The organism is Shewanella sairae (genome assembly GCF_023283535.1).
Lineage (GTDB): Bacteria > Pseudomonadota > Gammaproteobacteria > Enterobacterales > Shewanellaceae > Shewanella > Shewanella sairae.
Map to the genome: position 1 here is coordinate 17,993 of NZ_JAKILT010000053.1, position 22,282 is coordinate 40,274.

The 22,282-nt window shown below is 43.9% G+C and carries 13 protein-coding genes and 1 pseudogene; 9 read left to right on the forward strand and 5 right to left on the reverse strand.

The window, feature by feature from the left end; translation table 11 throughout:
• Positions 1-444 precede the first annotated feature (444 nt).
• The 3 genes and pseudogenes from L2748_RS18450 to L2748_RS18460 form a co-directional block, all read right to left on the reverse strand.
• Positions 445-1,638, reverse strand: coding sequence for a lipocalin-like domain-containing protein (locus L2748_RS18450; protein WP_220781927.1), 1,194 nt, complete (start codon positions 1,636-1,638; stop codon positions 445-447).
• Complete coding sequence (locus L2748_RS18455; protein ID WP_220781928.1) at positions 1,635-4,193, reverse strand: ABC transporter permease; 2,559 nt, start codon at positions 4,191-4,193, stop codon at positions 1,635-1,637. The genes L2748_RS18450 and L2748_RS18455 overlap by 4 nt, the downstream gene beginning before the upstream one ends.
• A gap of 139 nt (positions 4,194-4,332) precedes the next feature.
• Positions 4,333-4,854 (reverse strand): annotated as a pseudogene (locus L2748_RS18460) (ABC transporter ATP-binding protein); the annotation flags it as partial.
• A 340-nt stretch (positions 4,855-5,194) separates the two neighbouring features.
• Here L2748_RS18460 and L2748_RS18465 point away from each other — a divergent pair.
• Positions 5,195-10,549, forward strand: coding sequence for a PAS domain S-box protein (locus L2748_RS18465; RefSeq protein ID WP_220781930.1), 5,355 nt, complete (start codon positions 5,195-5,197; stop codon positions 10,547-10,549).
• Positions 10,550-10,643: 94 nt separating this feature from the next.
• Entirely contained in the window at positions 10,644-11,663 is a 1,020-nt protein-coding gene (locus L2748_RS18470; RefSeq protein WP_220781931.1) for an HD domain-containing phosphohydrolase, read from the forward strand.
• 97 nt (positions 11,664-11,760) lie between these two features.
• Here the strand turns inward: L2748_RS18470 and ygfZ are convergent, their stop codons facing one another.
• Together ygfZ and serA are read right to left on the reverse strand one after the other, a co-directional pair.
• The gene (gene ygfZ, locus L2748_RS18475) at positions 11,761-12,732 is read right to left on the reverse strand and encodes a tRNA-modifying protein YgfZ (protein ID WP_220781932.1); all 972 of its coding nucleotides are present in this window, start codon (positions 12,730-12,732) and stop codon (positions 11,761-11,763) included.
• Between the two features lie 186 nt (positions 12,733-12,918).
• Positions 12,919-14,148, reverse strand: a complete 1,230-nt coding sequence (serA, locus tag L2748_RS18480) for a phosphoglycerate dehydrogenase (RefSeq protein WP_220781933.1) — start codon at positions 14,146-14,148, stop codon at positions 12,919-12,921.
• A gap of 264 nt (positions 14,149-14,412) precedes the next feature.
• Between serA and L2748_RS18485 the strand changes: the two genes are divergently transcribed.
• The 7 genes from L2748_RS18485 to katB all read left to right on the forward strand — a co-directional run bounded on the left by L2748_RS18485 (position 14,413) and on the right by katB (position 21,616).
• Positions 14,413-15,018, forward strand: coding sequence for a DUF2238 domain-containing protein (locus L2748_RS18485; protein WP_220781934.1), 606 nt, complete (start codon positions 14,413-14,415; stop codon positions 15,016-15,018).
• Positions 15,019-15,228: 210 nt separating this feature from the next.
• Complete coding sequence (locus tag L2748_RS18490) at positions 15,229-15,903, forward strand: helix-turn-helix transcriptional regulator (protein WP_220781935.1); 675 nt, start codon at positions 15,229-15,231, stop codon at positions 15,901-15,903.
• A gap of 527 nt (positions 15,904-16,430) precedes the next feature.
• On the forward strand, positions 16,431-17,657 hold the full coding sequence (locus L2748_RS18495) for a NupC/NupG family nucleoside CNT transporter (protein WP_220783366.1): 1,227 nt from the start codon (positions 16,431-16,433) through the stop codon (positions 17,655-17,657).
• An 89-nt stretch (positions 17,658-17,746) separates the two neighbouring features.
• Positions 17,747-18,460, forward strand: coding sequence for a purine-nucleoside phosphorylase (deoD, locus tag L2748_RS18500; protein WP_220783370.1), 714 nt, complete (start codon positions 17,747-17,749; stop codon positions 18,458-18,460).
• A 352-nt stretch (positions 18,461-18,812) separates the two neighbouring features.
• Positions 18,813-19,250: a PaaI family thioesterase gene (locus L2748_RS18505; protein WP_220783367.1), complete on the forward strand. Its 438-nt coding sequence runs from the start codon at positions 18,813-18,815 to the stop codon at positions 19,248-19,250.
• Positions 19,251-19,427: 177 nt separating this feature from the next.
• The gene (locus tag L2748_RS18510) at positions 19,428-19,682 is read left to right on the forward strand and encodes a YgjV family protein (protein ID WP_220783368.1); all 255 of its coding nucleotides are present in this window, start codon (positions 19,428-19,430) and stop codon (positions 19,680-19,682) included.
• Positions 19,683-20,152: 470 nt separating this feature from the next.
• Positions 20,153-21,616, forward strand: a complete 1,464-nt coding sequence (katB, locus tag L2748_RS18515) for a catalase KatB (protein ID WP_220783369.1) — start codon at positions 20,153-20,155, stop codon at positions 21,614-21,616.
• Positions 21,617-22,282 lie beyond the last annotated feature (666 nt).

Consider the following 22,282-nt stretch of genomic DNA (forward strand, 5'->3'; position numbering starts at 1 on the left):
TTTGGAATAGTGCTGCGGTTACTTACCAAGGTTTATATCGAGTCTAGACCTCATGAAAATTGTGGGTATACCTCACAAGGGGTATTGGGAGTTTTTGTAGACCAAGATCAACTTTTTGAGGGTGATCTAGTTCTCAAATTGACCAATAAATATTAGGGGGTTGTTGGAATTTTGTCCATCCAGAATGTTAGCTTGCGCTACATTAAAAAATAAATATATTCAAAAGCTTGGTTAATGATAATCATTCTTATTTACCGGGTTTATTCTGGTTGGTTTCAGGCGTTTTTTTATATTTATCACTGGGGAAAGTGACGCAGTTTGTCGAAATAGAAACAGTACTTTAGCTAAGCATTAATCTCGACCGTTAACGCGAAAAAAGCAGTCGACTGCCAATTAAGGAATAGAGAGCGTAGCACCTAATAGATTGCCACCAATAAGCTGATTTTAATAACCAGTCAGTTCCATATAGCCTAAACCACTATGGCTGCCGCTGATGCTAACCGGTCCCTCCCAATAGGGAATGGACAATGGCATGCTAGCATTAGCGTTTAGTGCTTGGGTTGAGAGTTCAATACTTTGTGAAGGGATAGCAATATTCCAAGCAACCGGATAGCGACCAGACTCTGTTTGTTGCCAAGCGGTGGCGATCATGGTTATTTGCTCACTGTTGATCTGTTGACCACAGCCGTCTGGATACATACGTCTGCCACTATAAAAGGCCTGCTGTTTTTCGCCATTTTCTCGCAATTGAAACAGCATTAATGCTGAACCATCATCGAGCCTCAAAGCAAACCAGTCCCAGCCTTGTTGGGTTTTTGACAAAAACTGCGAACTCCACTCCCTGTCTAACCATGCATTGCCAGACACTTTTAGTGTTTCACCGTCACGTTCGACGGTACCGCTTACCTTAATAAAAGGTTGGCTGTAGTAATAGCTTGCTACCGTGCCTGTGGCATTTTTGCGGCTATAACCATTGTCGCCCTGTAGTTGAAATGGCGCCTGACTGTCGAGTTGCAGTTGATAGCTAAATTCAGTGGCGTTGGCAGATAGCGTGGCAGGGAACAACTGCTCGTTATGGCTTTGCCACTTCCAGTCGTCTTGTTGGATCCGCAGCGGCGACACCTGTGTGCCGGCAAAATGGGCGTTACCTCGGGTCCATTTTTCTGCGGCAAGATGTTGCTGTTTACTGGTCATGGCAGTGTGCGACATATACAGCTGCTCAGTCTGCCAATCCGATGTGAATTGAGTTTGAGTCGGTGATGGTGGAGCAAGGGCAATACGAAACTGAGTCCATTGCAGTCCCAGCTGCTCGCCATTTTGAGTGGTTAAGTTCGCGGTTAAATACCACCACTCTTGGCGAAAGTCATCGTGGGCTTGGTGATCGGCTGGGAAGCTAAGTTGCTTACCTGGCAGCACCGGCGAATAACCTTGAGTGTTACCATCTAATAGTTGCCCCATGCCGCTTGATGCATGGAATGAATCACCATTATCCGCGGACTCATTGAAGCAGGCTGTTAATAGCAGGCTTAAACTGAGTACTGCTAAGCTGCGTATTATACTCGGCACTATACTCAGAACTATGCTGCGAGAGATAAGTGTTAGCTTTACTTTGCTTAGATAGCGGCTCTTTAGCTTCATAATGCCTCCTGCTGCAAACTGCTTATCAGTGGTTTTCGGGTCTGCCACAATAAAGGCAAAATCACTGCAATTGCGCTAGCAATAATCGCGATAACCAGCACTCTGAAATAAGCCTGCCAATCCCATACCATGGCGATACTCCAGCCAAATGCTTGCAAGGTGACTTTGTTGATCAGTAAATATCCCAATAGTGCTCCCGTTGGCAAGGCTAATAAACAAGTAAACAGTACGATCAATAGCATTTGCCCTGACACTAAGCCGCGCAGTTGATTACGGCTTACTCCTAATGCATAAAGCCTAGCTAGCGGGGCTTGACGCGCTTGAGTCAGCATTAAGCAGGCGCTGAATAAGCCTATGGCGGCAACCAGTAAGGTTAAGCTGTTTAACACTAAAGTAATTGAGAAGGTTCGCTTAAAAATCTCCAGCGCCCGTTGTTTGATTTTGGTTTGGTTGTACATCTGCGCCGCTGATAACGGCACTCTTTGTTGCAATATGGCTTCAAGTTCACTGATATTCTCAGCGTAACTGGCTGCAATGCTGGTGGGCTGGATGGGCAGTTGCAGTTGCCGCCAGTTCTTTTGGCTAACAATCACTTGGCCTAACGGGTTGCCGTAATCATAAAAAATAGCGCTAATTGGCAAGGCGGTTAATCCTGCTTGTTCAAATTCAGGCAGGCTGATGCTATCACCAACATTGAGGCGGTATTTTATCGCCATTGGCTCGCTGATCATTAAGCTGTCGCCATTAAAGAATGTTTGCCAATGGGTGTCTGTTTGTGCTTTGACTTGATTGCTATTGCGAAGCGAATGAGCATCGCGGGTCATTAAGCTCACCGGTGCTTTTTGATAGCGGCTGCTATGCATCCATTGGCCATAAATCGCCGTGACTTTAGGCAGCTCAGCCAGTAGCGCTTGGGTTTGCAATACTTTGTCGCTAGGGGGGCGAATATACAGATCGGCATAGAGTCTATCGTCGAGCCAATGTTTTAAGGTGATTTCAAAGCTGCCGACCAAGGTGTTCATCGAGATATTCGCTGTCAGGGCAAGCAACATCGCCATCATAGCGAGAGACAGCGGTGCAATCAGTTCTTTGCTTTCGGCAACGGCATAACGCCACAGACCATTACGGGTAAAGCGCTCAACTAACGAGATCCCGATTTGCAACACCAGTGGCAACAATAATGGGATCGCTATGGTCACCACGCCCAGCAAGCCTAAGCTATATTGAAAGTTATCGGTGAGTGGAAACAGTAGCGCGCTACCAGTGAGCAGAAATAGGGCAATGATAAAGAGTTTTTTATGTTGTTTTTTGGCTTGGCTTTGTTGCTCATAGCGGCTTGCGCTTCGCGCCAAAGGCTGTTTGGCTAATGTGTTAAATAGCGGGTAACAAGCAAGCGAGGCTGCAAAAAAGGTCAGCCCTATGGCTTGGTATAACCAGCTCCACTGCCACAAGCCCGGCATTAGCCTTGCGCCGTAGAGCTGCTCTAAGGTGAGGGCAATCATAGGTTGTAACCAATGGCTGAGCTGTAATCCAAGAATGAATCCGGCAAAAGAGCCGACTAATACTAAGCTAAACAGTTCTATAAGTAATGCCGATAGTAACGCGCGCTGCGGCACCCCTTGTTGTTGCAGTTGTACCAGTAATTTCTGCCGTTTCAATAAGCTATAACGTACACCGTTATAGGCAATAAATAGACCGACCACAAAGGCGAGTAAACTCATGGCGGTTAAATTCAAATGAAAGCTTCGGGTTAAGCTCGTTAGCCCCTCACCTTGATCTTGCTCGGCAAAATCAAAGTGCTGGCTAGTTTGCTGGGCAAAGGTGTCATTGACTTGTTGGGTAAGGCCATCAGCTTGACCAAATAGTGCAATATAACTGAGTTGCCCCTGGCGATTCAGTAGCTGCTGCCCCAGTGAAATATCCATTAAAATGGCATTGCCTAGTCCTATGCTGTCATCTAAGGCAATGACATTGAGCGTCATGCCATTTAGCGTCATCTTGCCAGTTGACGCAGCATCGTCGGCAAAACTTTGGCTGGTTAATACATAGGGGGCACCCGCGAGTAATTTAGCGAGGGGGATCTCGGCTGACAATAGCGATACGCTTTGCTCAGTGTTTTGATTGCTAGCATGTGCTTTGCTGCTGCCAGCAGCTTTTTCGCTTTGTATCGATAGCGCGGCGACTAAATCACTGGCTTGTATATCCCAGCGTTGACCTTGCTTATCTGTCACTGTGCCATTTAACACTGCGAGTGCTTGCGTGACTCCGGCTCGCCTTAGGGCAAAATAAACCGCTTCATCAATGGATTTTTTGCCCGTTGCTGGGGTGAGCAGTAATTGGGCGCGCTGACTGAGGAGTTCGGTTGCTTCTGAGTAGCTACGCACTGCATTTTCGTTAGTGGCTCTAACCCCTATCAGCAGGGTTACCGCTAAGATAATACCCAGCAAAATAGCGCCTGCTTGCAGTGGCGACTTTAGGTAGTGGCGCGCAAAAACAGCAAGGCTTAAACCTACGGTTAAGCCAAAACCTGAAGCGTTATTTGAGCTACTACTCATGGATTTTACCTTGCTCAAGGTGCCAACGCCGCTGCATAAAGCTAGCGCACTCATTACTATGAGTGACCATTAAAATGCTGGTTTGTGACTCAAGGGCAAGCAGAGTCAATAATGCCATCACTTGCTGACCGGCTTTTTCATCTAAATTACCAGTGGGCTCATCGGCTAATAACAGCTGTGGTTTGTGGGCAAGGGCACGAGCAATGGCTACGCGTTGTTGCTGACCGCCGGACAGGGTTTCAACATTGCGGTCTATCACATCCTTGATTCCGAGCTGTTCAATGAGGTAGTCGCACCAAGGAGTCCACCTTTGCTGGTTTAAGCGCAGTGAAAAGGCGATGTTGTTGCGAACATTTAATGGCGTTAAGAGATTGAATTGTTGGAATACCACACCTAGATGTTGACGTCTAAATTGGCTCCAATGCGTATCTTGCCAGTTTGCGGTGTTGCTTGAATTTAACAGTAACTCACCTTGGTTAATAAATTCAAAGCCGCCGATGATATTGAGTAGGGTACTTTTGCCACTGCCGCTCGGGCCGGTCAGAGCCACGGTATCAGCGCGGTTTATACAGAGGTTAATTTCATTGAGTACTTGGTGATATTTGTCACCATCATTAAAGCCTTTTGATACCTGGCGCAAATTCACTATAGCGTTACTCATGACTTCCCCCTGTCATCATTCTTAGTCCTTGAGTATTACTGCACAGAACGACTCTGTTCTAGTATACGTATTTATGTGTCAATTAGATCTCGATAAATTCATTGTTGGCATATGAATACCTAATTAAGAGTAAGCTATACATTTGATAAACTATCAAGCTGGGTTTATGTTAGAATTTATAATTCTCAACATTGTGTATTTACTTACAGTATCAGTGGTTAAATATCAGTTTACTCGCTCTTGAATTGATCGAACCTAGGTTTAGATCTTAAGAGATGCTGAACTATGATAAACAGCCACCTTATCTATTTAAATCTCCCAGATATATTGGAACCGGGATATGAGCAAACTTCGCACCTTTCGTAGCAGAATATTAGCCCAAATAGCCTTACCCTTGATCGCCATAATGACAATGGTATTCGGAGTCAATGCTTGGCTGGCTTACCAAAATGAAAAACAAGATATTTACGCCCAATTAGCACAAAATGCTGATAATGCGGCTTTGCATTTGCAATATCTGTTAACAAGTGCTGAAACAGATACTCGCTCAACTGCTGATTTACTGACTGAAGCCAGTCATCAAGGTATGACGCCTGATGAAGAAAGGTTGAAGTTGTTGCTAATTCGCCGGTTAGAAAGGCATGAAGACTTTTATGGGAATACGATAGCTTTCCGCGAAAATGTCATTGCAAATAAATCAATATTTGCACCTTATGCATATCGTCAAGGACATAAAATACTCACACTTGATATTGGCTCTGAAGGCTATAATTACGCTAATGGCGAGTGGGACTGGTGGAGCCAAGCGATCAATAACGATAATGGATATTGGACTCCCCCCTATTTTGATGCCGGCGGTGGTAATGAGTTAATGGTCAGTTACGCGCACTCATTTGGTGATCATATGCCTTATCTTGGTGTTGTAACCGTTGATTTAGCCTTAAGCCAAATCCCCAAAATACTCAACACCGCAGCAGACAATGTCGTGGTCATTAATGATATGGGGCAGATGATTTATCACCATGATAAAAACTTGTTGCTTGGGCAAGCCGCTGAACATTGGTTAACGAGTACCGAAGGTAATCAGGCATTTTTAGAACTCGTTGATGCTGGCACGCAGGGGTATGCAAGTATTGAGGATATGAATGGGGGAAAATACCTTGCGAGTATGGCTGTTGTACCTGCACTTAATTGGCGCGTAGTTATCCTGACATCAGATCAATTACTGTATGTTGAGCTATTGAATGCCATTTCCTCGCTAGGTTCAACCCTATCTTTACTCTCTATTTTATTGCTTATAACAGGTTACCTTACTGCAAAACGACTTACCCGACCGATTGAAGATTTAGAAAAGGGGATCGTTGCTTTTGGGGCCGGAGACACCAAACGAATTAGTAAACCTGTCGGCGCGACAAGTGAGATAGTCACACTCACAAACAAATTCAATGATATGGCTGAAGTGCTGGAGCAAAGGGAGGCTGCCCTGCTTGACTCTAGTGGTAACCGGTTTGCCAAATTGATTGATGGCATGAGTGACAAGTCTTTTTATTGCTCTGTGTATCCTGATGGATTATTGGGGCAAGTGAGTGCTGGTGTTGAAAAAGTACTCGGTATTACACCTGAATTGTTGAAAAGAAAGTATCAAAGGATGTTTTCTGGTAACCCAATTAATGAACTTAATTGGCAATATATGGATCAAGCATTACTTGGTGAAAAGGTGCCTCCTCATCAAGTTGAGATGGTGGATGGTCAAGGGAAGCTTAGGCGCTTAGATGTGTTTATGCAGCCCTTACTATCTGATAATCAGGAAGTGCTATCAGTTGAGGTGTTGTTTAGTGATGTTAGTGAACAATTTAGTGCTGCAGCTTGGTCCAATGCGGTGTTGGAGTCTGCTCCCGAGGCGATATTGATCGTTGGAGAGCGCGGTCAGTTAGTCTTTAGTAATAGCCGGTGTCAAAAGTTGTTTGGTTATGATGAAGAACAGATGAAGACGCTCTCAGTCGATGAACTAGTACCAGAGGCTGATCGTGGTGGGCATGCAGAACAACGTACGCAGTTTATTGCTGAAGGCCGTGATCGAAAAATGGGCCTTAATATGGGATCTACCTCAATGGGGTTGAAGTCTGATGGCACGGAGTTTCCTGTTGAGATTAGCCTTGGTTTACTGCCAAAAAATGAGGATGGAGAGCAGCAAGTCGCTGCTACAGTTAGAGATATTACAGTGGAACTGGCCATCGCTCAGCAAATAAAAGACAGTGAAAATCGTTTCCGTGGACTTGTCGCCAATATACCAGGCGTGGTTTATCGAACGAGTATTGGTGATTTATGGATGATGGAATATGTCAGCGATAACATCAGTAATATTAGTGGTTACCCTGCATCAGACTTTATCGAAAATAGTACCCGTAGTTATAAGAGTATTATGGTCGAAGAAGATGTCCCTTTGGTTAATAGCATTATTGAAGAGGCACTACTAGAGCAAAAGAGTTTTGAAGTGCAATACCGTATCAAACACAGAGACGGAAGTATCCATTGGGTTCAAGAAAAAGGTAAAGCCATTTATGATGATAACGCAACGGCTCTATGGTTCGATGGTAGTATTCATGACATTACCAGTAGTAAGTTGGCACAAGAAGTCATCGTTGCTTCACAGCGTCAATTAGAAACAATCACAGAGTCTATCCCTAGTACCGTATACCAAATGCATTGGCATGATGACTCTGCGAGTCAGTTTACCTTTTTATCCAGCGCCTGTATTACAACGCTAGGTTTTCATCGAAACGAAGTGCTTAATAACTTTGACTTGGTTGCAGAGTGTATCGTGAGCGAAGATCGTGCCGATATTATCCAAGCTCTGTCGGGCAAAAGTAGTAAGGGGATGAAATGGACTAAAGAGTTTAGGTACCAGCACCCAGTAGGTGATACGCGTTGGTTGCAAGCGGGGGCTCATGGCGACCTTCAAAATGATGGCAGTATCATCTGGAACGGCTATCTGATGGATATTACAGACCGTAAACAGGTTGATAAAGAATTAGAGGAGCGAGAAGCGCACTTTAGGGCATTATTTGATAACGCTGGCATTGGCATTGTAAATGTAGATGAAAAAGGCACGATACTAGATTGTAACGAGCAATTTAGTCTCTATTTACAGGTTGGTGCCGATGAGGTCATTGGTCGTTCCTTTTTTGATTATCAGTTTGATGAAGATCGAGGCGCTACGCGGGCATTGTTTCATGAGCTTAGCGAGAATGGCAATGGCTGTATCACCACTGAGGTACGTCTAGTCAACCAGGCATCTGAGTGTATGTGGATGGATCTAAGCTTAACGCGGTTACAAAACTCAGAGGGCAAGTTAAGTTCTTTTGTGTTGTCTATGGCGAATATCACCTCGTTAAAGTTAGTTTCTCAGCAGTTGAGTCAAGCAAAAGACATTGCAGATGCTGCTAACAAGGCTAAGAGTGACTTTTTAGCAAATATGTCCCATGAGATTCGCACACCGATGAATGCCATTATTGGCATGTCTCAGCTTTGTTTGCAGACTGATTTGGACTCTAAGCAGCAAAATTACGTACAAAAAATTGACCGCGCCTCTAAGTCTCTGCTTGGGATTATTAATGACATTCTTGATTTTTCTAAGATTGAAGCAGGCAAGCTTGATATCGAATCTGTGCCATTCCAGCTCGACACCATGCTTGAAGATCTTAGCGATATGTTCTCAAGCAAGGTCGCAGATAAACAGTTAGAGTTATTGTTTGCGGTTGCGCCTAATATTCCAAGGCACCTTGAAGGTGACCCGCTGCGCTTAAGCCAAGTGCTTATTAATTTAATGAATAATGCGATTAAGTTCACTGAGCAAGGTGAAGTACTGCTATCGATAAGCCAACTAGAGCAAGTCGGCAAGCAGGTTGTGCTCAAGTTTAGTGTACGTGATAGCGGTATCGGTTTAACGGAAGAGCAGCGCAATAAGCTGTTTAAGTCATTTAGCCAAGCAGACACATCTACCACACGCCGTTATGGCGGAACAGGGCTTGGGCTAGCAATTAGCAAGCAGTTAGTCGAGCTAATGGGCGGTGAAATCGGTGTTGAGAGCCAGTTTGGTAATGGCAGTACTTTTTACTTTAGTGTGAGCTTAAAGGTTGCAGATGAAAAGCAGTTAAAAGTCGAACACGATGTTGAAGGAAAACGTATTTTAGTTGTTGATGATAGTGAAACTGCTCGAGATATTCTTCGTACAACGCTTGAGAATATGGGCTTTGAAGTTGATGTGGCCAAAAGTGGCCTCGAAGCCATTGAGGCATGTAAAATCCAAGATTATGCTGTCGCACTTATCGATTGGCAGATGCCTGAAGTGGAGGGTTTAGAAACAGCCAAGCAAATTATAGCTAACCAAAGTCAGCCGCCGAAGATCTTGATTGTATCTGCGCACGCAAGTCAAGATTTGACAATTAAAATGACTGATAGCGGTATTGCCGGTTATATCCCTAAGCCTATAAGTGCTTCACGGTTGCTCGATGGCATTATGTCATCGCTCGGTAAAAAAGCTGCTGTATCTGTCAGACGAAATGCTGTCGTTCTTAATCAACATTTGTTGTCGCAATTAAAAGGCAAGCGTGTCTTATTAGTGGAAGACAATGATATGAACCAAGAGATTGCCTGCGAATTTCTAGAGCAGGCAGGCATGGTGGTATCGATTGCTGAAAATGGCCAAGTCGCCCTAGAGAAGCTTACGATGCAAAGCTTTGATATCGTGCTAATGGATTGTCAGATGCCGGTTATGGATGGCTATCAAGCAACACGAGAAATAAGGCTTCAGCCAAATTTGGTTGATTTACCTGTCATCGCGATGACTGCTAATGCAATGGCTGGTGATAAAGAGATGTGCCTTAGCGCGGGAATGAATGATCACATTGCAAAACCAATCGAAGTCTCTTTGTTATATTCGACTTTGCTGAGCTATCTGGGCGCCCCCAAATCTACAGACACTGAGCGCTATCAACTTGGAGCCAGTAATGAGCAACAAGTATTATTTTGGCCGCAGCACCCAGAGATAGACATAGATAAAGGTTTGCAGTTGGTACAAAACTCCGTGCGTTTGTACCGCAGGATTTTTGAGAGGTTCTATCAAGGCAAGCTAAATGTTGCAGATAGAATAGGCTCTGCACTTATGCAGGGTAAAATCGAAGATGCAATATTACATGCGCATACACTTAAAGGTGTTGCTGGGAATTTAAGTTCGCCAAAGTTGGTAGAGCTTGCGAGGCACATTGAAGAGCAGTTAACGAACGAAACCGATGTTGACATCAGTGAAGAACTTGAGCAACTCGCTAAACTGGTTGGTTCAATTGGTAAGGCTATTGCTGACTGGCAGCGGTTAGTGGAGCAACAAGAGCAAATCGCGGATGAAATAGACGCAAGTGGAAAAACAGACTTAACACTTAACGCCATTACCAGTGAGAAACCTATCGTTGATACGCAAGATTCATTTAGTGATACGCAGTTAATCACGGTGATAAAGGAGCTATTCGTAGCGCTTGAGGAGGGTGACGCCGATGCTGTGGAAAAGATCCGCTACGTTCATCAGCATGTTCCTGCCCCCTTAGGCTTGCAAGTTGAAATGGCTATTAATTTGGTTAACAGTTATCAATTTGACGAAGCAATTGATTTATTAAAATCAATTTTTAGTGATATTAAATAATTGACTACGGTGATTATTCGTAAATAACTCCAGGTTTTTAGTGGTGCTAGGTAGTGCACGATAGGGCCTGGGGAGCGAATAAAGAGGAGTTTGAATGGATAAGGCCACTATACTGGTTGTTGATGATACCCCTGCAAATATAGATATTTTGGTAGGGATACTTGGACCTGATTATAGGGTGAAGGTGGCTATTGATGGTCCAAGAGCTTTGCTGCAGGCTGCGAAATCTAGCCCGGATTTAATTTTACTTGATGTGATGATGCCGGGAATGAATGGCTATGAGGTGTGCAAGCAGCTAAAGCAAGATCCACTAACAAGCCATATACCAGTGATTTTTGTAACCGCATTGACTGAGGTTGCTGATGAAACTCAAGGGTTTGAGCTTGGTGCTGTCGATTACATAACCAAGCCAGTTAGTGCTCCGGTTGTTAAGGCTCGGGTAAAAACACACTTAGCCTTATATGACCAAAAGCGGTTGCTTGAACAAGAAGTTAAGGCTCGTACCAAAGAGCTTGAACAAACCCGCTTTGAGATTATTCGCCGCCTTGGTCGCGCAGCCGAGTATAAAGATAATGAAACAGGCTTACATGTGGTAAGGATGAGTCATTATGCTCGTTTGTTGGCTATTGAGTCTGGTTTACCGGCGCAATACTGCGAGCTGATTTATAATGCTGCTCCGATGCACGATATTGGTAAAATTGGCACGCCAGATTCAATTTTAAAAAAGCCTGATAAGCTGAATGAAGACGAATGGATTGAGATGCAACGACATGCTGAAATTGGAGCAGAAATTCTCGGTGAACATAGTGACCCATTACTAGAAATGGCACGCAGAATTGCAATTAGTCACCATGAAAAATGGGATGGCAGTGGTTACCCACATGGTTTAGCTGGCACCGATATTCCGCTAGAGGGACGCATTATTGCTATTGCCGATGTGTTTGATGCATTAACCTCAATCCGGCCTTATAAAAAAGCCTGGTCAGTTGAAGAAACCGTTGCGCTAATTGAGAGTGAATCAGGCAAACACTTTGATCCAGAGCTCGTGGTGCATTTTAAGCAAGTTGTAGACGAAGCGATAAAAATTCGCGATAGCTATGGCGAAAATACGTAGTGGCATTACTGAATCAGCATAACTTTGTATGAGTTAGCAAAAAGGCGCATTAAGCGCCTTTTTTATTAACTAACAGAAGTCAGGTATTAATTGCAGCTTAGTCTTGTTCTTCTAGCGAGTATGGCAGTGCAATAAGGCTTAAAATTGAAGCTTCATCACCGGCAATTCTTAATTTTGCATCAAGCTCTGTGTCGTTAGCCAATACCGCAGTTAGCAATACTTGGCCATCACGCTGAGTGCTTTCGATAATGGTTCCAGCTCGGCGGAAACCAGCATCATCCTCTAACGCAATTTCAAGCTGGCTTTCACTGGTTAATGGCAACGATACCTGACCAGTTACAATATAAAGGGCACGCTTATTACCGCCGCGATACTTCATACGGGCAATGGTTTCTTGGCCCATGTAACAGCCTTTATTAAAGCTAATGCCATTAACTGCCTGCACGTTACACATTTGCGGTACAAATTGGCCTTGGTGGGCAGCGGCAATATTTGGGTAACCCGCTAGAATCTCCAGTACTTGCCATGCGCTTGCATCAAAGATAGGTTGCTCGATTTTAGCCACTAATGCATCAGCATGTGCTTGGTCGATAGCCAAGATATAACGACCGTTATCATGAATAATTACGCCATTATCAATCAAGGTGAGTTCAGCATTAAGCTCACCAAACTGTGTGGTTAGCCAAGCCTTTGCTTGCTCGCCGGCCACTCCTAGGAGTAACCAAGAGTCAGTGACGTCGGCTAAATCAGCTTTGCTAAATACGGCATACTTTTGCAGTTGTGGTAGGTCTAATGCCAAGGTGTCTTTTGGCATCATTAAGAATAGGGTGTCATCTTTGGCAAAGGTTCTAAAGGTCGCCAACATTTTACCCTTAGGATCACAATGTGCGCCCCAACGCCATTGGTCATTTTCAAGTGAGCTAATATCGGTGGTCACTTGGCCGTGAATAAAGCTGCGACCTTGCTCACCTGTGACAGACATTAAGCCTAAGTGTGAAAGTTCAGCAAAAAGCAGTTCTGGCTGTGGGTCGTTAAGAGACCAAGTAGGCTGAGAAGTTGACAGCGTCATCTGAGAGTCCAAGAATTAAATCAAGTAAGGACAATGATTGTACCGCTAATTTCCAAGCGTGCAAGCGCAGTAGCTCAAACAATTTGTGTCGCAGTAGATAAAAACAAAGGCCGTATAAACTGATTTATACGGCCTTATTTTACGTGCTATTAGGTTGGTGCTAACGCATCCGGTTTATAGCTTCAATCAGTGAAGTAAACGGGTTCTAATCGTCCCTTCAATTGCCTGCATTTCAACTAAGGCTTCATCAGCTTGATCTGAGTCGACTTCCATCACTACATAACCAATTTCAGCGGTAGTTTGTAGATACTGAGCAGCAATGTTGATGCCTTTCTCTGCAAACGCCGAGTTAATCTTGATTAGAATACCTGGGCGGTTGTGGTGAATATGCAACAAGCGAGATGTGCCTGTATGTTGCGCTAGCGACACTTCAGGGAAGTTAACTGCTGTCATGGTCGAACCATTATCAGAGTACTTAGCCAGCTTACCAGCAACTTCAATACCAATGTTTTCTTGGGCTTCAGCTGTACTGCCACCTACATGAGGTGTGAGTAACACGTTATCTAGGCCGCGTAGTGGGCTGATAAACTCATCGTCATTTGACTTAGGCTCAACCGGGAATACGTCGATTGCCGCGCCAGCAAGGTGATTTTCTTTTAGCGATGCCGCTAATGCATCAATGTCGACTACTGTGCCGCGTGAAGCATTAATTAAAATACTGCCTTTACGCATATTGGCTAACTCTTCAAAGCCAATCATGTTTTTAGTTTGTGGTGTCTCAGGTACGTGCAAACTGACTACATCAGAAATAGACAATAGTTGTTGTAGTGAATGCACTTGTTGAGCGTTACCTAGTGGTAACTTGTCTTCGATATCGAAGAAAATCACTCGCATACCTAATGTTTCAGCCAAAATACCTAGCTGAGTACCAATATGGCCGTAACCTATCACACCTAAGGTTTTGCCGCGAGCTTCATAGCTGCCAGAGGCGCTTTTTAGCCAACCGCCGCGGTGAGCTAGCGCGTTACGTTCTGGGATCCCACGTAGCAGCATGATAATTTCGCCTAATACTAATTCGGCTACGCTACGAGTGTTAGAGAACGGGGCGTTGAATACAGGCACACCTAGTTTTTCAGCTGCTTTAAGGCTGACTTGATTGGTGCCAATACAGAAACAACCAATGCCAACTAATTTTTCAGCGCGGGACAATACATCTTCAGTCAATTGGGTACGGGAGCGAATACCAATGAAATGTGCATCTTTTACCGCTGAAAGAAGCTCGTCTTCAGCAAGTGACGCTTTGTGATATTCAATATTGGTGTAACCAGCACGTTCAAACACATCTACCGCAGATTGGTGGACGCCTTCCAACAGCAGGATCTTAATTTTATCCTTGTCCAGCGAATGTTTCGCCATGATTTATGTACCCTTTTAGTTTATATGTATTATGTATACTTAATGCCACCGCAGAGACGACTAAACTCTACGTTGTAGGAGTGGTTTGGGTATAGACTGTCAATGTACTAAGGACTGTAAAGCCTCGACAACCGAAATTTGCTTCGAGAGTTCGAAAGCGTAACAGAGGTAACAAAGTAGCACTTTTTTTTGCGCCTGTGGAGGGCTAGATGGCTAAAGTGTTTGTTCTTAATTTAGAACAATATGGTATATGAGGACATTATTTTGCATAAAAGCATCGCGTGGCTAGTGGTATTCTTTGCCGTATTAATTTGGTCAGGGATAAACCCTAAAGATCAATTTACTTGGTTTTTAGAAGTGGCGCCGGCAATTATTGCCTTACCTATTTTAATCTTCACCCGTAAAAGTTTTGCGCTCACCAGTTTGGCTTACGTACTTATTTTGATTCACTGCGTGATTTTAATGGTTGGTGGGCATTACACCTATGCTGAGGTGCCGCTGTTTGATTGGATTGCAGATTGGACCGGCGGTGGTCGTAATAACTACGATAAGGTTGGACATTTGGCTCAAGGTTTTATCCCGGCGTTATTAGCCCGTGAAGTGTTTATTCGCCTTAGCGTGGTAAAAGTTGGCGCTTGGTGTAATTTCTTAGCGGTTTGTTTTGCGTTAGCCTTCTCTGCTTTTTATGAGTTGATTGAATGGTGGGTTGCAGAGCTAACCGGTGAAGATGCCGAAGCGTTCTTGGGAACCCAAGGCTACGTGTGGGACACGCAATCAGATATGGCAATGGCATTGATTGGTGCTATTGCGTCAGTAATTTTACTCGGGCGTATACACGATAAGCAATTGCGCCAAAAATTAGCTGAATAAGCAATCTTGTTGAGTTAGCAGAAGCACGAGTACTGCATCTTGTGTGGATAGTCTGTATACTTTACGCGCATCGTCTAAGCGGTGTGCGTAAATCATTAATTTAACGCTGTAACCATTTCTATGGATAGAAGAAGCTAGCATGTGCATTTTAAGCACAGTGTAAGTTGGCTTTATAAAGCGGAATGGTAGAACTTTTCAGGGAGAAAAGTGATGAGTAAAATTGACGAGGTTGTCTTCCTGCATCAGGTGGCATCTCCTTGCCACTTAGCAATACTTGCGGACTCAATTGGATTGAAAACTCGGGTGGTCTCGAATGTGGACCAGCTAGAAGCAAACGCTAACAGTAATTGCTTTTTTTTAGTTTCGCAGCAAGGCGCGGCACTCGACAGTAACGGTATTCCTTTGGTGGCGACTCAATTAGTTAAACATGTGCCTGTTGCCTTGTACCAAGTTGACCGCGACGGATTGAACGGCGAGGCGGCTTTACTCGGCGGGATCAGCGGTTTGTTGTTTCAAGATGAGCGAATGGATTTGCTGTTAACCGGTTTGCGCAAAATGCTGGTTAATGAGCTTTGGTTTGATCGCCCGTTATTAAGTAAGACTGTGCGCCATTTAATTAGTAAGGTTGAAGTGCCTAACAACCTATCCTCCGAGAGCTGTGAGGCAATAGAGCTACTCACTAAGCGCGAAAAAACCATTATCCAGTTGGTTTCTAGTGGGGCTCGAAATAAAGAAATCGCGACTAAATTAAGTATTAGCGAACACACTGTTAAGGCGCATATCTCGTCGATATTCCGTAAAACTCAAGCGCGAAATAGGGTCGAACTGTTGCGCTGGGCACAATCATTTGAAACGCACCTTGAGCTTTTCTCTCTAAGTCACTAGTTATATTTTATTTATGCTGCTTGGTATCCAACAGCGATAGCGGGCCTATCTAATCTTTATTGCTAAATAATGAGATGGCCTGCTTATTTATCCCTTTGATACGCTTGCTTTAATATCCGTTTAATACTTCATTGTTACTAATATCATAGCGACGACTAGCTGATATTTCGCCTAAACCTTGTTTTGGCCTCAAATATATCGACTAGGGTCTATTTTGTTAGGTTATAAACTTTCTAAAGTGTAGTTTTTTGATCTAAAGATTCACTTCTTGGCGAGTTTTAATACTCTTATAATTTGATTTATCACGGCTTGCTAATGTTAATTTATGTGAGTGCTGGTTTGCGTTAGGTTTGATTTTTGATCGCAATCAGTTTTGCTTAAGTTGATCTTTTTGGTGTTAGTGAGCCAGATGTTTAAATGCTGCTCAAAATCACAATTTATCTATGCTAAAACTTGCCGAATCTCTTGCAGCAAAGTTGTGCCTGTATACACTGCGCTCATATCAAGATTTTAACGGTAATAAATGTATGGAAGTTTTCATCAGTTTGTTCGGCATGCTATGTCTTATGGGATTAGCGGTCGCCCTATCAGAAAATAGAAAAGCAATTAACCTTAGAACAGTATTAGGTGCATTAGCATTCCAAGTGGCTTTTGGCGCTTTTGTTATGTATGTGCCAATGGGGCAGGCAGTGCTTGATGGCGCATCTAATGGCGTGATGCACGTGATTGGTTATGCTAACGAAGGTTTAACTTTCCTGTTTGGCGATCTGGCTAAGTTTGGTGTTGGCTTTATCTTTGTGATTAACGTGCTATTCGTAGTGGTATTTATTAGCGCATTAATTGCCGTACTTTATTATCTTGGCATTATGCAGCTGGTTATTGGCCTTATCGGGGGCGGCTTATCTAAGCTACTGGGCTCTAGCCGCGCTGAATCATTATCGGCAACGGCTAACATCTTTGTTGGTCCAATTGAAGCGCCATCAATGGTGCGTCCTTTCGTAAAACATATGACTCGTTCTGAGTTATTCGCGGTAATGACCGGTGGTTTAGCGTCAGTTGCTGGCGGTACCATGATTGGTTATATCCAAATGGGTGTTGACGTTAAATACGTGCTAACCGCAGCGTTTATGACGGCTCCAGCAGGTTTGCTGTTTGCTAAACTAATGTGGCCAGAAACTGAAACGCCAACCAACGACATCAAAAAAGTAATGGACGATGTAGAAGACAAACCTGCAAACGTGCTTGATGCTGCCGCTGGCGGCGCTGCCATGGGTATGCAGCAAGTATTGTCTGTATCGGCATTGTTGTTAGCATTCGTTGCGCTTATTGCTATGGTTAACGGCATGCTTGGTGGTATTGGTGGCTGGTTCGGCATTGAAGACTTAACCATGCAAGCTATCCTAGGTTACCTACTTGCACCGCTTGCTTGGGTGATGGGTGTACCTTGGAGCGAAGCAACACAAGCGGCATCGTTTATTGGCCAAAAGATGGTGATTAACGAGTTTGTTGCCTATATAGACTTCTTAAAAGTGGCTGACCAGCTATCTGAAAAAACTCAAATTATCATTAGTTTCGCTCTTTGTGGTTTTGCCAATATTGGTTCGCTGGCTATGGTAATTGGTGGTTTAGCGGCGCTTTGCCCTGAACGTCGACACGACTTAAGTGCATTGGGTATGAAGGCGTTAATCGCTGCAGCTCTAGCTAACTTAATGAGCGGTACCATTGCAGGTTTACTATACAGCTTAGCGGGTTAATGTGCCTGTAAGTCTGGCTTGAAATATTTATATTTTTATATCGAGCCGTCGTTTTCTAGCGCAAACAACGGCTCAATTTTTGAGGAAATATCATGACTCCACATATCAATGCCGAAAATGGCGCGTTTGCTAAAACTGTTCTAATGCCTGGCGATCCGCTACGTGCTAAGTACATCGCTGACAACTTTTTAGAAAACGCTGTGCTTGTGACTGATGTGCGTAACATGTTGGGTTACACCGGCGAATATAATGGCAAAAAGATCTCCGTGATGGGGTCTGGTATGGGCGTGCCATCAATCTCTATTTACGCGAAAGAGCTAATCACTGAATATGGTGTAGAGAACATTGTTCGTATCGGTTCATGTGGTGCAATCAGCGACAAAATCAAGCTGATGGACGTGGTTATTGCTATGGGCGCAAGTACTGATTCTGGCGTTAACAGAACCCGTTTTGCTAATACAGATTTTGCCATGATTGCAGACTTTAACTTGTTAAAGCGTGCTGCAGACTCAGCTGAAAAGTTAGGTGCTAGCTACCATGTAGGTAACTTGTATACGTCTGATCTGTTCTATTGCGCAGATGAAAAACGTTACGACCTGATGGAAAAGTACGGCATCTTAGGCGTCGAAATGGAAGCGGCTGGCCTTTACGGTGTTGCAACTGAGTTTGGCGCTAATGCATTAGCAATGATGACAGTAACTGATCATATTCGCCAAGGTCTGCATTTAACGGCAGAAGAGCGTCAGCAAACACTAAATGACATGATTAAGCTCACATTAGACGCAGTTGAAGAACTTCTTTAATCGCGATTAATGGTCGCTTAAGTTTACTTGGGTATCTTGCACGCCATTAGATAGTGCTCTGTTGTAAGTGTAACGTTTTACCCTATGGCCGCGGCTAGGCACATTAAGTTGGACGCCCAGCGTTATCAACAAAAAATACTAAGCCTAGTCGCGCGCCTATTCAGCCCAAATAGCAAACCTGCTGTTTGGGCTGAATTGTTTCTGTTCATTACATGATATCTATCCTGCCTATATCCCTATTACTTTTTATTCCCACTCTAAAGTTAAAACAGCCAAGCAAGATTTTGATAGGTTTAAAGATCTTTGCAGACAAAGTAGACTAGTTGCACTAATAGTATTTTTGGAAAAAGAAATGTCGATTTGGTTTAAGCCAGTAACGCTTGAGATCTGCGCTAAGATGGATGCCGGAATGCACGGTAAAGGCACCTTGATGCAAACGATGGGGATCACCATTACCGAGATTGGTGACGATTATATGGTAGCGACTATGCCCGCATCACCAGCTATCCATAATCCATTAGGCATTGTCCACGGCGGCGCAAATGTGGCATTGGCAGAAACGGTTGCCAGCTATGCGGCTAACTTTGCAGTCGACTTTGAAAACTACTACTGTGTAGGCCAAGAGATCAATGCTAACCATCTCAAAGCTTCACGTAATGGCATATTAACCGCCACGGCTAAGCCTGTGCATCTAGGTAAGCGCAGCTCAGTATGGGAAGTGCTGATTCATAATAGTGCGGGTGAGTTATGCTGTATCTCACGCATGACGGCGGCGGTAGTAAAGCGCTAATTGCCTTCACTAGAGGCTAAATCGCATTTGTCGCTGTAATTTGTTTGTTTCCCCCTGTTTTATTGGTGATTATTTGATCATAATAAAGTCATGTTTCGAGTATCTGTTGTTGGACTCAGTGAATACTGTGACTAAAAACTGCTCGGATAAAGCATGAGAGCAAAGTAGGAGGAAGCTATGGATAACGCAACAATATGGGAATGGGTTGGATATTTGGCGTCAGTAGTTGTCGCTATCTCGCTGATGATGTCCAACATTAAAAAGCTGCGTTGGTGGAATCTTATTGGCGCTGCGCTATTTGTGGCCTATGGCTTAGCTATTGATGCTATTCCGGTTGCGCTGGTGAATTTCTTTATTGTGCTGATTGACGCCTATTACTTAGTGAAGCTTTATAAAGCGGAATCACAAATTAACAACACCACAGAATTGTAAAAAATAGCCAGTTGAGGGAAGAAACGACTCATTCTTCCCTTTTTTAACAAAAGTAAATAGAGTTAAAACTCTCATTTTTGGCTTTATCCTCTGTTTTATTATCAAAAAATTGTAATTTTCTAGCATTTAAAACTCACAAACTCAAAACTTGTTGGCGATTAAATCTGAACATTTCGTTTATTGATTAACATCAATACTGTTAATTTAATTCAACACTACTCTGCAAGCTCTTAATTGAATTGAAGTTTATTCAGCTCGATTTCATTATGGTTTTTCAATCTACAATTCAGTTTAAGCTTATCTGATTTAATCGTTTTATTGTTTTTGATACAGCGTCTATTCTTATCACATCGACAAGCGGTGAGTACCGCGTTGCCATAGCGTATCGAAGATAGAGGATAAACCATGGCCACCCTATTTGATTTAATCGAAACTTGGTTGGAATCTAACCAAGATTGAGGAGTAATATTATGAGTCAGCAAAACCGAGTTCTTACCGCACAAAATGGCGCACCAATCAGCGATGACCAAAACTCACTGTCAGCAGGCGAGCGTGGTCCATTATTATTACAAGATTGGCACCTTATTGAGAAGCTTGCGCATTTTAACCGCGAGCGTATTCCTGAGCGTATCGTGCACGCTAAAGGTACCGGCGTTTACGGTAAGTTCACCCTGACCCGTGATATGAGTGAGTACACGATTGCTGACCACTTCAATGGTGTTGGTAAAGAAACTGAAACCTTTGTCCGTTTCTCAACTGTAGGTGGTGAAATGGGTTCTGCTGATGCAGAGCGCGATCCGCGTGGCTTTGGTCTACGTTTTTACACGACTCGTGGTAATCACGATATCGTAGGTAACAATACGCCGACGTTCTTCTTACGTGATGGCATTAAGTTCCCAGACTTTATCCATACGCAGAAGCGTAATCCACAGACAAACCTGAAAGATCCACATGCAATGTGGGACTTCTGGGCACTAAATCCAGAAGCTATGCATCAGGTGACAGTATTGATGTCAGACCGTGGTATCCCAGCTAACTACCGTCAAATGCATGGTTTTGGTTCACACACATTCTCTTTCTGGAATGCAGAAGGTGAGCGTTTCTGGGTGAAGTTCCACTTTAAGACTAAGCAAGGTATTGCTAACTTAACTGCTGAGCAGGCGGATATCCTTAAAGGTATTGATCCTGATTCGTCACAGCGCGATATGGTGGCAGCGATTACCGACGGTAACTTCCCTAAGTGGGCTGTAAAAGTGCAAATCATGCCAGAAGCAGAGGCTAACACTTACAAGATCAACCCGTTTGACCTTACCAAAGTATGGCCACACGCCGATTATCCACTGATTGAAATTGGTGAGTTAGAGCTAAACCGTTTACCGCAAAACTACTTTGCAGAAGTTGAGCAAGTGGCATTAGCGCCAAGCAACTTGGTACCAGGTGTAGGGGCATCGCCAGACAAGATGCTGCAAGCACGCTTATTCGCTTACGCTGACGCTCAACGCTACCGTATTGGTGCCAACTACAACCAGTTAGCTGTTAACTGCCCACATGCAACAACGGCTAATCATCATCAGCGTGGCGGAGCAATGGCGGGTACACAATGTCCATTCTCTGGTAGCCAAACAGGTGGTGATGCAAGCAGAAACTACGGACCAAACAGCTTTGATGGCTTACAAGACCAAGCGCAATTTGCTGAGCCACCACTGCGTTTAGATGGCGAAGCTGACCGCTACAGTCGTTACGACCAAGATGATTTCAGTCAAGCTGGTGATTTGTATCGTCTACTGCCAGAAGATGAAAAAGCGCGCTTGATTGCTAACATCGCTGGTACATTAAGTGTAGTAAGCGAAGCCACTAAACTGAAGATGGTAGAGCACTTTACCGCTGCAGACAGTGACTACGGTCAGCGTGTTAAAAGCGCAATCGGCATGTAACGCGACTCCGCTAACTTTGCTTTAGTAGGCGTTAGCCATCAGTCAGCAACAAAAAAGGCAAAACAGTGATACTGTTTTGCCTTTTTTTGTAGGTTGGGCTTTAGCCCATCAGGTTCATGGTTTCATGGGGGTAATTTGTCGGCATAAATGCCGACCTACAATGTGTGTTGTTAGCCTTTAGCACGAATTGATTAGCTCAGCTATTTAACCAAATTCTCATGCGCCCTCTAGTAGGTTGGCTTTAGCCCATCAGGTTCATGGTTTTATCGCTAAACTTGTCGGCATAAATGCCGACCTACAATGTGGTGTTGTTAGCCTTTAGCACGAATTGATTAGCTCAGCTATTTAACCAAATTCTCATGCAACCAACTAAATACTCAAGCCCTCTAGTAGGTTGGCTTTAGCCCATCAGGTTCATGGTTTTATCGCTAAACTTGTCGGCATAAATGCCGACCTACAATGTGTGTTGTTAGCCTTTAGCACGAATTGATAGGCTCAGCTATTTAACCAAATTCTCATGCAACCAACTAAATACTCAAGCCTTCTAGTAGGTTGGGCTTTAGCCCATCAGGTTTATGGTTTTATCGCTAAATTTGACGGCATAAATGCCGACCTACAATGTGTGTTGTTAGCCTTTAGCACGAATTGATTGGCTCAGCTATTTAA